Origin of the sequence: Bacteroides sp. MSK.20.12, assembly GCF_019052435.1 — a bacterium.
In the GTDB taxonomy this organism is placed as follows: Bacteria; Bacteroidota; Bacteroidia; order Bacteroidales; family Bacteroidaceae; genus Bacteroides; species Bacteroides xylanisolvens.
In genome coordinates this window covers 53,954-71,540 of the sequence record NZ_JAHQVH010000008.1, presented here as the reverse complement: position 1 = coordinate 71,540, position 17,587 = coordinate 53,954, and the positions used below count along the sequence as shown (strand labels likewise).

Sequence of the window (17,587 nt, the reverse complement as noted above, 5' to 3'; positions counted from 1 at the left end):
TGTCTTCCCCGGTACCGGAGTCTATCTTCATCGGTGCCGGAGACGCCCTTCCCCGGTGCCTGAAATATAGCACTTGTCTCCCACTATTTTATAGTCCAGATTTCCCGTCACACGAACGATAATATCCATCACTTCTTCCATAGAAGCATTTTGCCCGAAAGTAAGATTGAACCGGTCTTCTTTTAGACTACGGAAACTATAAACAAAGGTGTAAGGGTATTTGCGTTCGAGACGGGTGAAGATTTCTTCCAATGTCATACTGCGGAAAACGATTTCGCCACGTTGCCAAGCAGTGACATCCTGCATATCAGGATGAAGTACGTTTCCGGAGCGGGTACGTTTGTTATAAGCCAGTTGCTCGTTCGGCTTCAAGATCTCCTGCCCCTGCTGATTATTGTACTCTACCAACACTTTTCCGGAAATCAGGGTAGCTGTCACTTCCTCTTCGTCGGGGTAGGCTGTCACGTTGAATTCCGTTCCGAGTGCCGTCACCTGAAAGTCCGAAGACTTCACGATAAAAGGATGCTCTTCGTCACGTTTCACCTTGAAGCCGGCTTCTCCCACAAGATACACACAACGGGTATCACCCGTAAATTGCTGTGGATAAAGTAAAGTGCTTTGGGAATTAATCAATACCTGCGTACCATCCGGCAAAGTGATGTTCCGCATCTCGGCGGTAGGAATATATGCTTGCAACAAATCCGGTGCCTGCCGGTTCTGCAAAGCCAGATAGATAGAAACGGAAGAAACTGCAATCAACAAAGCTGCCGCTACGCGCCACACTACCAGATGAGTACGTAAAGAATGTATCCTGCGCCTCGTTCCGATGCCTGTCAGTTCACGCATCCGTTCCAAAGAATGACGGTAGCCGGAAGTCGTTGCCGATTCGGTAGCTTCCCAAAGTTGATTGAGTTCATGATCTTTTTCATCGGCACGTTCTTCGTCGGTCAGCCATGTACGGAAATCCTGATCGACTTCTTTCGGATAGTCGTGATTGATATAACGGTCGATTACATCGCGAATATAATTCTTCATAAGGTGATATTTATTGTTCTGTTTAGAAACGCTTACGTAAATATCACTACTCAGCAAGGGCAACTACGGGAAGAGACGGAATAGAATAACAAACATTAACACTTTGCGGAGTTCCGTCAATGTTTTATAGATGTGATCTTCTACGGTACGCAAGGGGATTTGCAGTTTATCTGCTATTTCTTTATGAGAAAGTCCTTCAAAACGGCTCATCTCAAAAACCCGTCTACGGCGATCAGGCAACTGACTGAGTGTCATCCTAATAAGCATTAATACTTCTTTATAGTATAGATTTTCTAACAGGGAGGAATCTTCGTCACAAAGTTCACCCAACAACTGGGCTTTCAAAACTTTGTCTTCATATTCCTGCTCTACCTTCTGATGCTTGAACAGGTTGAATATTTCATTCCGAGTCACAGTATAGAGATAACCAGTCATGGTTTCCTGATCTTGCCAAAGTGCAGGACGTGTCCATAACTTAAGAAATATATTCTGGGCAATGTCTTCCGCATCCTCCTCCGACTTGGTCAACAACTTCGCAAAGTTCTTCACACGAGGGAAGTTAGCGGCATAAAACTGCTCAAAACGGATATCCAATTCTGCTATCGTTTCGTTCATCTGTCGAGTCTTTTACTATGAAACCCGGGGCAAATATAGGCAAAATTAATTTCAGGCAATGGATGCAAACAAAAAAACATCCCACCTTTTAAACCAAAACAAGTCTAAAAGGTGGGAATATTATAAGATTCTAAAGAATCTCAGAAGTTATTCTTCATCCATCAGAATTTCCAAAATCTGACAAGCAGCCTTCGCCACCGGAGTACCCGGACCAAAGATAGCAGCTACACCTGCCTTATACAGGAAGTCATAATCCTGTGCAGGAATAACACCACCGGCAATCACCACAATGTCTTCACGTCCCAGTTTCTTCAGTTCTTCAATAATCTGCGGAACCAATGTCTTATGACCGGCAGCCAGTGAAGAAACACCTACTACATGAACATCGTTTTCTACCGCTTCACGAGCAGCTTCTGCCGGAGTCTGGAACAACGGTCCCATATCCACGTCGAAACCACAGTCCGCATAACCCGTTGCTACTACCTTGGCGCCACGGTCATGACCGTCCTGTCCCATCTTTGCAACCATGATACGAGGTTGACGTCCCTCTTTTTTCGCAAACTTCTCTGCCAGTTCACAAGCACGCTTGAAGTCGCTATCGTTTTTACTTTCTGATGAATACACGCCTGATATAGTTCTAATTATTGCTTTATAACGTCCTACAACCTGTTCGCACGCATAAGAAATTTCGCCCAAAGTAGCACGAACACGAGCTGCTTCAACTGCCAGTTCAAGCAAGTTACCCTTGCCGGTCTTCACACATTCAGTGATAGCTGCTAATGCCTTGTCCACTTCAGCCTGATTACGTCCTTCTTTCAAACGTTTCAGGTTTTCAATCTGTTCAAGACGAACTGCCGTATTATCAATTTCAAGGATATCAATCGGAGCTTCTTTTTCCAAACGATACTTGTTCACACCCACAATGGTCTGCTGACCGCTGTCGATACGAGCCTGTGTACGTGCAGCCGCTTCTTCGATACGCATTTTAGGAATACCTGTTTCGATAGCTTTCGCCATACCACCCAGTTTTTCAATTTCCTGAATATGTTCCCAAGCCTTGTGTGCCAGTTCGTTCGTCAGAGATTCTACATAGTAAGAGCCGCCCCATGGGTCAACGTTCTTGCAGATGTAAGTTTCTTCCTGAATATAAATCTGTGTGTTACGTGCGATACGTGCAGAGAAATCTGTCGGAAGAGCAATAGCCTCATCCAATGCATTGGTATGCAAAGATTGGGTATGTCCCAAAGCTGCAGCCATAGCCTCAATACAGGTACGTCCTACATTGTTGAACGGATCTTGCTCCGTCAATGACCATCCGGAAGTCTGTGAGTGAGTACGCAAGGCCAGTGATTTCGGGTTCTTCGGATTAAACTGTTTCACAATCTTCGCCCACAGCATACGTGCGGCACGCATCTTGGCAATTTCCATGAAGTGATTGGTTCCGATTGCCCAGAAGAAAGAAAGACGCGGAGCAAATGCATCAATATCAATACCTGCTGCTGTTCCGGCACGGAGATATTCCAAACCGTCAGCCAATGTATAAGCCAACTCAATATCTGCGGTAGCACCTGCTTCCTGCATGTGATAACCGGAGATAGAAATAGAGTTGAACTTCGGCATCTTCTGTGAAGTGTATTCGAAAATATCAGAAATAATCTTCATAGAGAATGCAGGCGGATAAATATAGGTATTACGCACCATGAATTCTTTCAAAATATCGTTCTGGATAGTACCTGCCATTTCTTCGAGTTTAGCACCTTGTTCCAAACCGGCATTGATATAGAATGCCATAATCGGAAGTACAGCACCATTCATCGTCATGGATACAGACATCTTATTCAAAGGAATACCATCGAACAAAACCTTCATGTTTTCCAATGAACAGATAGATACACCTGCTTTACCTACGTCACCCACTACACGTTCGTGGTCGGGGTCATAACCGCGGTGAGTAGCCAAGTCAAATGCTACTGACAAACCTTTCTGACCGGAAGCCAGATTACGGCGATAGAAAGCATTGGATTCTTCGGCAGTAGAGAATCCGGCATACTGACGGATGGTCCAGGGACGAAGGGTGTACATTACTGAATACGGACCACGCAAATAAGGAGGAAGTCCGGCAGCATAGCCGAGATGTTCCATTCCTTCGAGGTCTTCTTTTGTATAAACAGGCTTCACTTCAATGTGTTCCGGTGTTTTCCAGTCAGCGGAGATACCGTTAGCCTTTTGCCATTCAGCACCATTAGCAGGCTGAAATGCGGCATATATATCAATGTTTTTAAAATCTTTTCTCATCTTACTTCAATAGTTTAGCGTTAAACTCTTTCAAGGTATCCAATACGTTGACACGAACATGGATGAAGTTTTCGATGCCTGCGGCTTTCAAGTCATCCATACAAGCCGGAGCACCGGCTACGATAAACATAGCGCGACCATTCAAGGCCTTGAAAGCAGGAACTGCATATTCAGCATATTCATCATCGCTGGAACAGATGACAACAATATCAGCTTTCGCAGCCATCGCTGCCTCTACTCCTGCCTCTACTGTTTCAAATCCTAGATTATCGACTACTTCATAACCGGCACAAGCCAGGAAGTTACAAGAATATTGCGCACGTGCCTGACGCATCGCCAAATTACCGATTGTCAGCATAAACGCTTTTGGACGTTTGCCCGATGCTTCCGTTTCAAGACGTAACGCTTCAAACTCACTGGCTGCACGATCGAATACCAATGTATCCACATCTTTCTCACAAGTATGAGAGTCACCTCCACAGCAGCATTTTCCTTCCACAGGTTTCTTGTCACCGGCTTTTTCGTTAAAATTCGGGAATTGGTTAGTACCCAACAGAATTTCACGACGCTGTGCCACTGCTTTATGACGAGCTTTATTGCTTTCGTTTACTGCTGCCTGAACTGTACCAGCCTTTAATGCGGCATAGAAACCACCTGCTTCTTCGGTAGCAAGGAAAAGTTCCCACGCTTGTTTAGCAATAGATACAGTCAGGTTCTCAATATAATAAGAACCGGCAGCCGGATCAATTACTTTATCGAAATGAGATTCTTCTTTCAGCAATAGTTGTTGATTGCGAGCCAGACGTTCTGATAACTCATCCGGAGTCCCATAAGTCTTATCAAACGGAACGACTGTCATCGAATCGACCCCACCCAAAGCGGCACTCATTGCTTCAGTCTGTGTACGAAGCAAATTCACGTGTGCGTCAAACAAAGTTAGATTAAAAGTAGAAGTTTCAGCATGAACCGCCATTTTTGCTGCACAACGACATTCGCCGTTAGCTCCCTTATTATCACAATCACGCAGACATTCAGGTTTATAAGAAGCTACGATATTTGCCCACAACAGACGTGCGGCACGGAACTTCGCAATTTCAAGGAAGTAATTGGAACTGATACCGAAGTTGAATTTTATCTTTTTAGCTACTACGGCAGCAGGAATACCGGCATCAGTCAACTGATTCATGTATTCATTACCCCAAGCCAATGCATAACCCAACTCTTGAGAGATATAAGCTCCGGCATTGTTTAATGAGATTGCATTTACATTCAATACACGATAAAAAGGAAGCGGCTGGATAGCTTCGATCAACGCTTTCGCTGTCTGTACCATATCCCCTTTTTCCTTACCGCGAGTCAGCATCTTATTGAAGAAATCATAATTGATAGAGCCTTTCAGCTTCTTCACATCATAGTCTTTCTTCTGGAAATAAGCCACCAGCAAATTAGCCAACTCCACAACATGCCCCTGGCAAGTTGAGAAATTTAATTCAACGCACTCTGCCTGAATATCATTCAACAGCGTCTCGATATATTCCGCATTGAGTTCTTTTGCTTTTACATGGAAAGATAGTGAATCAACACCCTTATTTAAGATGTCCAGTGCTTTTGCATTGGCCTCTTTGGGGCATTCTACCCTGATTTCCTGGCGAACCAACCACTCATTGTTGTCTTTTTTAGTTCCTCTCAGATAAGGGAACTCTCCGGGAAGCGCATCAGTAGTTTTTAAACCCTCCAGATCTTCCATCCGGTAGAAAGGTTTCACTTTAAACCCTTCGTTTGTTTTCCAAACGAGCTTCTTCTCAAAATCAGCACCTTTCAAGTCGGCTGTAACCTTCTCCATCCATTGTTCGGTAGAGACAGGAGAAAAGTCTGAGAAGAGTTTTTCTTTTTTGTCTGCCATAGTTTATCTAAAATTAAAACAAGATTAATATTGTCTTTATTTTTATCTATCTCTTTCTAATTGTCTGTTGTTCGACATGCAAATATAACCAATAAGTTAAAACAAAACTTCTTTTTATAGAAAATTCGCACACCTCTCACTCTCGCATAGAATCTGCATAGAAATTCTTCATTCTTTATTTTTTTAGTTCTCCATTTATTTGATTTGCTCCAATGTTATGAGTAATTTTGCACCCGTTTTTAGAAAAACATTATAAAAACTGCTATATTATGGATTGGTTACAAAGTTTATTGTGGGACCCCAGCTCCGTAGCTCACATCGTACTTCTCTACGCATTTGTAGTGGCAGCCGGAGTGTATTTGGGCAAGATAAAGATATTCGGAGTATCTTTGGGCGTCACATTTGTTTTGTTTGCCGGCATCCTAATGGGACATTTCGGCTTCACAGCCGATACACACATCCTACATTTCATCCGTGAATTCGGATTGATCTTGTTCGTATTCTGTATCGGTCTTCAGGTGGGGCCATCTTTCTTCTCTTCTTTCAAAAAAGGAGGAATGACATTGAACCTGTTGGCTGTAGGCATCGTAGTGTTAAATATTGCCGTTGCACTGGGGCTTTACTACCTCTGGAATGGCCGGGTAGAACTGCCGATGATGGTAGGTATCCTCTATGGAGCTGTCACAAACACTCCGGGACTTGGTGCCGCCAATGAAGCATTGAACCAGCTTAATTACACTGGTCCACAAATCGCACTGGGATATGCGTGTGCTTATCCGCTAGGGGTAGTAGGTATTATCGGTTCAATCATTGCTATCCGCTACATCTTCCGTGTCAATATGGCTAAAGAGGAAGAAAGTCTGAAAATCCAAAGTGGAGATGCACATCACAAACCTCACATGATGAGTCTGGAAGTACGCAATGAATCAATCAGCGGAAAAACTTTGATTGAAATCAAAGAGTTTTTAGGCCGTCAGTTCGTTTGTTCCCGTATTCGTCATGAGGGTCATGTAAGTATCCCCAACCATGAAACCATATTCAATATGGGGGATCAATTATTCATTGTCTGTTCAGAAGAAGATGCTCCTGCAATTACCGTATTTATCGGTAAAGAAGTGGAACTCGACTGGGAGAAACAAGACCTTCCCATGGTTTCCCGCCGTATTCTGGTGACTAAACCGGAAATCAACGGAAAGACTTTAGGATCTATGCATTTTCGCAGTATGTACGGAGTGAACGTTACCCGCATCAACCGTTCCGGTATGGACTTGTTTGCCGATCCAAATCTGGTACTTCAGGTAGGTGACCGTGTAATGGTGGTAGGTCAGCAAGATGCAGTTGAACGTGTGGCAGGTGTTTTGGGTAATCAGTTAAAACGTCTGGACACACCGAACATTGTGACTATTTTCGTTGGTATCTTCTTAGGAATTCTTCTGGGTAGCCTTCCTATAGCATTCCCCGGTATGCCGACTCCTCTGAAATTAGGTTTGGCAGGCGGACCGCTGGTAGTAGCTATTCTTATCGGACGTTTCGGTCATAAGCTCCATTTAGTGACTTATACAACCATGAGCGCTAACCTGATGCTTCGCGAAATCGGTATCGTGCTCTTCCTTGCTAGTGTCGGTATAGATGCCGGAGCCAACTTTGTGCAAACGGTAGTCGAAGGTGACGGATTACTATACGTAGGTTGTGGTTTCCTTATCACCGTTATCCCATTGCTTATAATCGGTGCTATCGCAAGATTATATTATAAGGTAAACTACTTCACCCTGATGGGATTGATAGCCGGTAGTAATACCGACCCGCCCGCATTGGCTTATGCCAATCAAACAACATCCGGAGATGCTCCGGCAGTAGGGTATTCTACAGTTTACCCATTATCCATGTTCCTCCGTATTCTGACGGGGCAGATGATATTATTAACGATGATGTAAATCATGTTTTATTTATAAATAATAAAGCCGGTCATATCCTTCAATGGAATATACCGGCTTTATTTCTTTTTCTTATAGACTTCTTCTACGCCTATTATATAAGCTGTAGTTTCTTCACCACAAATTCTTCTATAAACCGAACTGTCTCTTCAACTCCCAAAGAAGAAGAATCGACACATAAGTGATAAGTAGCAGCTGCTCCCCACGTTTTATAACTATAATAATTATAATACTCCGAACGTCTCTTATCCGCTTTTTCTATCATTTCTTCTGCAGCTTCCGCATCAATATGATGCATGGCGCATAATCGCGCAATACGATCTTCCTTAGAGGCTGAAATAAAAACATTCGCACAACGGGGATGTTCACGCAGAATATAGTCCGCACAGCGTCCGACAAAGACACAAGATTTTTCTGCCGCCAGATGACGAATCACATCACTTTGCACTTTAAACAGGGCATCATTACTCAAACAGTTATTACATGGCATAGCTCCTTCACTGATAAAAGGAAAACGCATGCCGAACAATCCGCCAATAATACCTTGCGAAGCTTTCTCATCCGCTTTTTCAAAAAATTCTTTGCACAACCCGCTTTCTTCAGAAGCCAGATTAATCAATTCTTTATCGTAGAAGTCAATCCCCAAACGGGCTGCCAACTTCTCTCCTATTTCTTTTCCGCCGCTACCTAGTTGCCGACCGATGTTGATAACATAATTACCGCTCATAGTACATTTTGTTTTATGGTTCTGTAGCAAACATACAACTTTTTTCTAAAAATCACATCATCAAACGAAAGTTATATTTGAAAGTAACGATGAAATACCCTTTTATTTCCTGCGTACGATACTCATAAAAGCCGTCGGAAGTTGCCATACGGTTATAACTTTTCCTCTTTCCTAAAATGTCTACCCAATAAGCAGACAGTTCTGCTTCTTTCTTTTTCAAGAATCTCCAGGTAGCACTCGCATTCCATAACATCTCATCATCTTCTCCTTTGCGGATATTTGTACCATTACGGAAAGTATAAGCCCCATCCGTCCGTAATTGTATGCCCAAAGGAAAATCAACATATCCTTCCAAACGGAAATTATAATAACGGGTGTATGTATTGTTATCATTCACAGAGTTGAGCGAATACTGATAATTCCAGGAAGTAGAGAAGTCAAGACCTCCCCAGGCAGGCTGATAAGAAACATTCGCTTCACAATTCAAGCCGGTGTCACGCGTTGTACTTTTCACCGGCTCAAGACTTCTATCTTCATTAATCATGCTGACACGATTACTATGATTACCGTTCATATCCAACCGTAAAGAGAAATGTCCTAAACGTTTCCACCAGTTAGCACTTCCATACATATTCCAGTTACCGTTTATATTGACAGGATATGTCTCACGTCCGCCAGTCTGTGCATCATATATCATTACCTGTGTAACGCTATTCTGTTCCAACTGTCCTCCAAGATTCGCAGATATGCCTTTTTTAGAATGTTGAAAGCTTATACGCATACTATGAGCAAACATTTGCTTCAAATCCGGATTCCCTCGAGTAATATATAATGGATTACTATTATCTGTAAGTGGCATTAAGTCCGATAAAGAAGGTTGCCGGGTTCTACCGTCATAATTGAAAGTTATTCGTGCCTCTTTCTTTTTCCAGGCTAGCCATATCATAGGCTGAAAGTCGATAGTATGCACAGTGGTATCCGCATACAGTTTCCCCATTTTTCGTTCAATGGTTCGCCTTTGCGGAGTAATCCCTAATGATGCATTCACCATCCATGTATCATCAGAGTAATTGAAGCCTACATTCAGATCATGTCCATTAGTACGACTATGACTTCGATTACTCAAACTATCTACATACCCCGTTTCATAGTCAGGAGGCAACTCACCAAAAACATCCGACTTCGCCAAAGAAGACAATTCATAAGTGTCGCGGTTATCGCGTTCATAATGAGTGTTCCAGTTATACGCTGCACGAAAATGCATTTTCTTACCGATAGGTTGGGTGAAGTTAATCCCTACCCGCCACGAATTATTTTTCTGGGGTGACTTCAAATACTGGTTACGATAAAGCAATGAATCGTTGCCTTGCTCATCTTTGAGACGGAAATAAGTAGTTTTTGAAAGCGAAAAACTTTCATTATCCCCCCAAGAATCCGAACTTTGAATGTTCAATCCTAAAGTTGTACCTTTTTCATTCAGCCGCCTCATAATCCCCATCATCCAATTATAACGGTTCGATTGTCCTTCCGAACGCGACCGGTTTTCACTACGATTTACTTTGATATCTTGGGAAATCGATTCAAAATCATCGAACAAGCTTTCATGATTGACGTTAGGAGGAGCGTCAAAAGAAGCATTCTGGCTATTACTTTCATTCCGGTTAGGAGAAAAGCTGAAACCACCGTTAAAATGTATGCGTGTACGTTTATCCACTTCCCAACTACCCATGATATTAGAATTGAACGACCGGCTTTTAGAGTTACCTTCATTAGTGGACGCAGAATATTGGTTACCAGCAGTTAAATATTGCTCCTGATACATGGAAGAAATATTTCCGTTCCGATTGAGATTATAGTTCATGCTTCCGGTCAAAGAAAACTTCTTTCCGAATTTATGAGTCATATTCATTCCCACCGAATTATTAATATTATCCTTGTAAGTGCTATTCTGATATCGGTTGGTGGAACGTCCTATGAAAGAAAGATTTTCCCCGTCTTTGCTAAAATAATTCACCTGCCCTTCCAAATCCTTCTTTTGATTGTTTCCATATCCCACAGTGGCATTCGTCAGCCAGGTTTTATTCAATTCATCCTTAGTCTGCAAGTCAAGTACATATTTCTTTTCTCCTGAACTAATTCCGGTAAATTCTTCTTCTTTTGATTTTTTATCGTACACTTTCAACTTACTAATCAAATCTGCCGGCAGATTTTCGAGTGCCGTCTTTTTATCTCCGGAGAAAAAGGATTCACCATTCACATTGATTTCACTGATAGGTTGCCCATTATATGTCAGCGATTGATCTTTCTTATTATACACCAATCCAGGAACACGCTTCACCAAATCCTCCAAATAAGCTCCATCGGGAGTTTTATAAGCTGCAGCATTAATAACGGTAGTATCTCCTTCCATCACTACCTCTTGCAATTTCCCGGTCACTATCACTTCCCCAATCTGAATATCATCATCCTTCAATGTAAGTGTACCAACATTCACTAATGCCGAATCCCCCAATACATGATATACGGATTGCATTCCCATAAAAGAGACTTTCAACAGATACTGTTTTTTCTTCTGCGGCTGGTAACTAAGAGTAAAACGACCATTTTTATCGCTTGTTATTCCTTTTATGAAAGTAGAGTCATTCTTTTGCAAAACAACAACACTAGCCGAAGGTAAAGGTTGTCGTTTATTACTCCCAGGCTCCAACGTCTGCACTCTGCCTTTGACAGTTCTTGTTTGTTGAGCATATAATATAGTATGTATGCAAAGTAACAGCAAAAGTAGTCCACATAGTCTACAAGTTTTCATGTCAATAGCAGTATAAGTCTGTTTTTTAATTGAGTCAGAATTGTGGAGGTAAATTTAAGGAGTTTTCCTGAAAGTATATCACTTTATTCATTTTATTAAAACTTATTACATTCCAATCACACAAGGTCACAGTATAATCTAAAAAAAAGACTTTCCCATCAATCAAAAAACATACTCTTTTTAAAAGGACATTTTTTGATTGAATGAGAAAGTCCTCATCAATAAAAATGATAGATTATAGAGTTAAATCTATCACTTAAAATTCTCCGTAAAGAAAACTCCTGCCGGAAAACTATTCTTATTTTTAATGTCAGCCTGTAAAGCTGGTGTTTTAGTAAAATCAAATATGGCAATATCATTTATTTTGTACTCTGAAAATCCCTTTAAAGTCGCAAAATAAACCTCTCCACTTACCGGATCAACACCTAAGCTATTGTAATATGTTCCGGCATCTTCTACATAATCTTTGATATTAGCAACTTTTTCCGTCTTATTTTGAGAGAAAATATGTCGATACAGATTAAAGCCTGCATTACTGAAATAAACAATATCATCTTTCGCAGAAAAAGCAGGAGCAACACCCCAACCGGCGCCAATACTAACATCTAAAGCATGAGACTCAACCGTATAATCAAGAGGATTAACTTTATTAATACTTGCCGGATTTGTACATGATACCCATAAGTTTTCATCATATGCCTTCGCGATACCAGACAAGGCACTTTCAAAAGGAATAGTATGTATAACTGTTCCATTCTGAATAACAAAAAGCTTCTTACTACCCATCACAAAAACTTTTTCTCCAACCACAGCCATACGATTTTTCAAGGCTCCGCCAGTACCCTCGACAAAAGTCAAAGCATCTGTAGAAGTATTTAGCATATAGACACCTTTATTATCACGAATATAAAGAGCCTCTTTTATTACCGCTAAATTAGTAGGCCAAGACAAAGTAGCATTATCATAAATTCTTTCTTTCTCTAAATTATCCGCATTAGCAATAGTCAGTAATCCCTCGCCACCATTCTTTGCTCCATTTTGAGAAAGTACATAAATTTTACTATCACTAATGAACAAATCCTGGCAGACATTACCGAGTAAAGTTTGATTTACCCGATAGTATGCACTATCCATCGCTGTTCCTTTTGAATCCACAAAGGTCAAAGTTCCGGTTTCATTACTCATATTTCCTTCATTCAAAATAAAAGTTCCTTTTCCAAACCGACCTTCTACCTTGGCAGTTATATTCGTTTGAAGAGTTTCTCCATTGCCATCCGACACAGTCAACCCTATAACATACTCTCCAGTCTTAGGTTGTGAAAACTTATATGTTGAAGCGGTTGAGACTTCTTTCCCATCTACTGTCCATAAATACTCCATCGTTCCGGACAGATTTTCAGCCCGGGCATCCAGATACAAGGTATCTAATTGCACTATCACATTACTTCCCGACTTATTTCCGATTAATACAGACGAATTCAAATTATCTTCATCATCACACGCTGTAAAAACAAATCCCAAGGCAACAGTTGCCAATACTAAAAACTTTCTCATTCTTACTTTTATTTTCAATTATTTCTTAGCTTATTTGCGAGTATCAATATCAACTCCTAAAACATGTAAATCCTCAACCCCTGATATTTCAGTAGAACATTCACCCAGCCAACCGTTTTCCTGATTGACACCAGTATATATCTTTATGAAATCGACTCCTGGCAGGTGTACTTTTTGACCTTTCGAATTTACTGCCCAATCTATATCAATAGCAGATTCATCCTTACTATTCAATTCATTATCAGCATAACCATATCGGAATTTATACAAAACAAAATAACTTCCTTGTCCACTCTCATCAACAGCATTTTGAGGCAAACAAGTTCCCTTAAATGTTACTTTATCTTCCTTTATCCATTCCGGGTAATAGCATTGATTATGAAATGTATTCTTCACTTTATATCCAGATTTTCCCTGGTTATCTTCCCAGCGAATATACATTTCTCTTTCTTCCGCAGTTATCGGTTCTTTTTCCGGCCGATAGTAAGTAATTTCATAATTTCGATAAGTCTTCACATCATTCCCGGCAGCGACAGCCTTATCATACCATAATTCTAATGTAGCATCTTCATGAGCACTACCAGCAATTTCATACCATTCATCATCATCCGGTCTCCCATTCTGATTTTTATCATAAGCCACCATGATAACTCCCGGTTCACAACTTCCTCCTTCTGGCGCGCCAGAGTCTGGATTAGCCGCAGAATAAAAAGCATTGCCAAGTACCCGAAAATCACGTTTCCCGGTAACATTGGTTATCGTATGGTCAAAACCGACTACAACATATCCTCCGAATCCCCCTAACGAAATCATTCCTTTTTTATTATTGCCAATGGCTGCCAATACTTTTTCATTCATAGCCTCCTGTGTATCACCTTCTTTATATACCGGCAATGTATTAGTAAATTGTCCGACAGCCGGAACAAAATCAAAAACTTTAGTAACATAAGCTGTCGCTCCTTCAGGAGCTGGTTCTATGTTTTCAAAAGTTACTGTAACCGTAAAGGGATAATCAAAACGACTCTCTCCCTGTGACACACGTAATGTCAATTCGTATTCTCCCACCTCTTCAAACATATACTCCAAGCCTTTCGTCTGAGCAATTTCAGTACCATCCAACAACCACACATAAGAGATTCCTTCGTCTGATTCACTTTCAACCTGCACTTTTAGTAGTTGATCTATCACAACCGCAAAACCACCCTCCGGTTGTGATACACGAATATCCTCCTTCTTTAGTTGATAAGCCGCCGGAGTATTTTCTTCATCACTACACCCTGTAAATGCAGTTCCCCAAAATAAAGAAACTGCAACGACTAATGTTAGTCTTAAAATCTTTTTGTCCATTTTTATTAAATATCAGTTAGTTATTGAAATGTTTTCGTTGTAAAAGCAAAATGAGCCGGTATATCGCCTGCCCTGACTTTCCATCTTTTCTTTCCTTCAGGACTAAAACAATAGAGATAACCAGGCACGACATAACTTTTTGCATCTGTTACAAATATTTCTTTCGTCTCCGGGTTCACAGTCACCCCATACGGAATTGCTATTTCCGCCTCTGTTCCATCGGTTATAAAATTGCGAGAGACCATTTTATTTTGTTTCACGTCATAGAGAGCATAAGTAATTGTATTACTTTCTGTAACGTAACTCCATTCTACACTAGTCATGTAAATAGAGTCCCCACTTAAACACATTTCACTCGCGGCAATACCCAAGCTTCCTGTCACACGATCCGTTTGAGTATCTATAACAAAGACATTTGATCCGGTTCCATAATAATCCCCTCGCGAGCTAACATATATACGTCCATAACGATCCAACTTCATATGGTGAAGATTAATAGCTACATCAATTGTTTTAATAACCTGAAAAGTCTTCAAATCAATAACCGATACAGTCCGGTCATAATCAGGGAAACGATATCCGCCAGAATTGGCAACATAAAGTTTTCCATCCTTTATCACCATCTCTTCCGGTTGATAACCGACTACCACTTCACGGGTGATAGCTAAATTTGTCGTATCCACTTCAACCACTTTTCCCGGACGCGCATTGGGATCTATCCCAACAGGCCCCGCGTACGAACTGACATACGCCTTTCCATTACTAAAAGTGATATAACGGCAATTAACCACATCTATTTGCCCCAAATGTTGTGCAGTTTCCACATCCATCACCTCTATAAAATTGGAACAATTGATTACAGCATACAACTTGTCTCCATAAATCTGCAAATCATTTCCAACATCTCCCAGCTCCTTCACTACAGATGGATTCCGTTCAGCATAAATATTACGATGATACTTACCGGTAGTACTGTCATAAAAATCAAGTGTACACTTATTACTACCCATATTTCCTTCATTGAGAAGATACATTCCTTTAATATGAACACCCCCTAAAGGATCCTTACCGACTTCTATCTCATCAGACGGTAAAACCGGAAGCTCTCCCCGGCAAGCCAGCAAACAGCAACTTGCTAATATTCCAAACAAGATGCGTGAAAAAATATTATTCACAATCATATAGTTAAGTTTAAAATGAATTTAAAGTTAGTTCCTGGCATCGGATAAGCCCTCACCACTTCATATTGTTGATTTAAAATATTATTGACTTCCAAAGCCAACTTGAAATCCTTCTTTTTCCAATTGAATTTCTTTGCCAGAGACACGTCACTTGTATACCAGGGAAGATAATAATTATGCGGAGTATTGGCCGAAATACCATAGCGCTCACCTATATATATAAAACTATAGTTTAGTTCCCATGATTTATATTCAGCATTTAGTATAGCCGAGCCACTATGCCAAGGTATATACGATATTTGTCCTCCATATGTATCCTCATCCAACTTATCAGTAAAATCCTGTGCTTTCTGATAAGTATATGATAAGCGGCTGTCAAAGGTCCAATTATCACCTAATTTCCAGCCTCCTTGTAAAACAACATCCACTCCTTTTATTTCAACAAGCCCCAAATTAATCATTGTCCAACGAAAGAAATTATTGGTAGGAGTAGCTATTATTTTATTTTCCACTTCATTATAATATGCATCCAACTGAACATTCAAGGCTTGCAACCATGTTCCGGTAAATAACTTCTGATAAGTGAATCCAATATTATACTGATTTGTATATTCTGGTTTTAATTTGATATTTCCTATGAATGTATAATACAAATCATTTAAAGTCGGCATACGAAATATCCGCTTATAAAAGGCACGCAAATTAAAATCAATATTCTTGAAAGGTTTATAGGAAGCGATGGCAGTAGGAGTAAATTCCATTTTATTCCCAGCTGAAGTAGTATCCGAAGCAACGTTCTCATGCACGAAAGTTCCCAAGACACTAGCCTGAAACTTAAAACGATCAAAATGCAAAGAGGTAGCCGCTGCCACCAACGTCGTATTTCGCCGTGGATAAGGGAAATCAGTCAGATTGGCATTCAACTTATTCCACTGGTAGTCCACTGAAAGATTTATATTCCAAAAAGGAAGAACAGTGACTCTATTAGCCATTGACAAGTAAACCTCCTGTTGACGATATGTATTATTTACATACATAGTAGCCTCCTCTTTTCTGGGATCTGCCAAATAGTGTAAATAATCATATGCATATTTGGTATTCAACAACAGACTATATGCTTCACCAAAATCTTTCTTGAAAGAAGACTGAAGAAAGAAATTGGTATCCCATTGGCGATCTTCATGTGAAAAACGATTCCGCACAACAGCACCGGGATACCCACGTTCTGAATTATAAAAATAAGCTTTTGTGCGCCAGTAACCGCCTTTTATTTTACCATATAAACCACCTTCCGTGCGTAAAGCATTCACATCGCCATTACGGCGGACTGCCGTAGTATCGTATCCCCCAGCTACTGCATAAGTAAATTTATACTTTCCGGTGGTATACATATATTCAGTACTAAGTGACGCACTTACATTCTCACTTAGTTTCTGTTCCCAAAGTAGAGATGGATTGACAACGCCAAAGGAACCTGTTTTAAAAGCAGCTTTTACATGATAAGCCTTATTCGCCTGAAAAACAGGCGTTCTCGACTGAAGATAAATAGAACCGGCAGAACCGAAATCTTTCGCCGGCTGGAAAATAGCACTTTTCTGCCCATTATATAAAGTAACGGCCTCCATATTATCCAAAGAAAAGCGTCCCAAATCAATCACTCCATTCTGTGCATTCCCCAATTCAATGCCATCATAGAACACTCCGACATGATTCGTCCCCATACTTCGGATATTTACGGTCTTCAATCCTCCTATTCCACCGTAATCCTTTATTTGTACTCCCGAAAAATAGCGTATGGCATCTGCAACCGAATGTACGGCTAATTTTTCTAACTTATCACCAGATAAAGACTGCACCGGAATCACTTCCTTATTAATTTTAGCAGTAATTACTACTTCATGAAGATGGTGTAAGCTATCCAGTTTACTTTGTGCTGATAGTAATAAAAACATGCTCAAAAAGCATCCTATCCAAAATACTCTAAAATGAATCTGCCTGAACATAATCCTCCTGTTTATTAATTTAAATAATAAACTTTCATAGGGTTACAGCAAGGATGCAATTTTCTACATACTCAAACCAATATACGTACTTCTCCCCCGTATAATGGAACATTCAAAAAGGCATATTTCTCCTTTCTGAAACTTCACATCAGCAATTAAAGATGTATTTTGAATTAAAAACTGC

At 40.6% G+C, this 17,587-nt stretch carries 11 protein-coding genes; 1 reads left to right on the top strand and 10 read right to left on the bottom strand.

The window, feature by feature from the left end:
• Window positions 1-27: 27 nt before the first annotated feature.
• The 4 genes from KTR06_RS06370 to mutA form a co-directional block, all read right to left on the bottom strand.
• The gene (locus KTR06_RS06370) at window positions 28-1,035 is read right to left on the bottom strand and encodes a FecR family protein (RefSeq protein ID WP_217290079.1); all 1,008 of its coding nucleotides are present in this window, start codon (window positions 1,033-1,035) and stop codon (window positions 28-30) included.
• Between the two features lie 63 nt (window positions 1,036-1,098).
• On the bottom strand, window positions 1,099-1,650 hold the full coding sequence (locus KTR06_RS06365) for an RNA polymerase sigma-70 factor (RefSeq protein ID WP_217290078.1): 552 nt from the start codon (window positions 1,648-1,650) through the stop codon (window positions 1,099-1,101).
• Between the two features lie 147 nt (window positions 1,651-1,797).
• Window positions 1,798-3,945 carry a methylmalonyl-CoA mutase gene (gene scpA / locus KTR06_RS06360; RefSeq protein WP_008641116.1) on the bottom strand — a complete coding sequence of 716 codons (2,148 nt, stop codon included), beginning with the start codon at window positions 3,943-3,945 and terminating at the stop codon, window positions 1,798-1,800.
• A gap of 1 nt (window position 3,946) precedes the next feature.
• Window positions 3,947-5,848, bottom strand: coding sequence for a methylmalonyl-CoA mutase small subunit (mutA, locus tag KTR06_RS06355; RefSeq protein ID WP_008770738.1), 1,902 nt, complete (start codon window positions 5,846-5,848; stop codon window positions 3,947-3,949).
• 269 nt (window positions 5,849-6,117) lie between these two features.
• Here mutA and KTR06_RS06350 point away from each other — a divergent pair, with 269 nt between their 5' ends.
• Window positions 6,118-7,782 (top strand): putative transporter, encoded by a 1,665-nt coding sequence (locus tag KTR06_RS06350; protein WP_008641106.1) that lies wholly within the window; start codon window positions 6,118-6,120, stop codon window positions 7,780-7,782.
• A 94-nt stretch (window positions 7,783-7,876) separates the two neighbouring features.
• On the opposite strand, the gene KTR06_RS06345 is transcribed toward KTR06_RS06350, so the two are convergent.
• The 6 genes from KTR06_RS06345 to KTR06_RS06320 all read right to left on the bottom strand — a co-directional run bounded on the left by KTR06_RS06345 (window position 7,877) and on the right by KTR06_RS06320 (window position 17,403).
• A complete protein-coding gene (locus KTR06_RS06345; RefSeq protein WP_004313556.1) occupies window positions 7,877-8,509 on the bottom strand; it encodes an AAA family ATPase in 633 nt (210 codons plus the stop codon).
• A 52-nt stretch (window positions 8,510-8,561) separates the two neighbouring features.
• Window positions 8,562-11,318 (bottom strand): outer membrane beta-barrel protein, encoded by a 2,757-nt coding sequence (locus KTR06_RS06340; protein WP_217290077.1) that lies wholly within the window; start codon window positions 11,316-11,318, stop codon window positions 8,562-8,564.
• A 252-nt stretch (window positions 11,319-11,570) separates the two neighbouring features.
• Complete coding sequence (locus KTR06_RS06335) at window positions 11,571-12,872, bottom strand: DUF5074 domain-containing protein (protein WP_004313554.1); 1,302 nt, start codon at window positions 12,870-12,872, stop codon at window positions 11,571-11,573.
• A gap of 30 nt (window positions 12,873-12,902) precedes the next feature.
• The gene (locus KTR06_RS06330) at window positions 12,903-14,219 is read right to left on the bottom strand and encodes a PKD-like domain-containing protein (protein WP_120068980.1); all 1,317 of its coding nucleotides are present in this window, start codon (window positions 14,217-14,219) and stop codon (window positions 12,903-12,905) included.
• 20 nt (window positions 14,220-14,239) lie between these two features.
• Window positions 14,240-15,400, bottom strand: coding sequence for a DUF5074 domain-containing protein (locus KTR06_RS06325; protein WP_120068983.1), 1,161 nt, complete (start codon window positions 15,398-15,400; stop codon window positions 14,240-14,242).
• A complete protein-coding gene (locus KTR06_RS06320; protein WP_120068987.1) occupies window positions 15,397-17,403 on the bottom strand; it encodes a TonB-dependent receptor in 2,007 nt (668 codons plus the stop codon). The genes KTR06_RS06325 and KTR06_RS06320 overlap by 4 nt, the downstream gene beginning before the upstream one ends.
• Window positions 17,404-17,587: the final 184 nt, after the last annotated feature.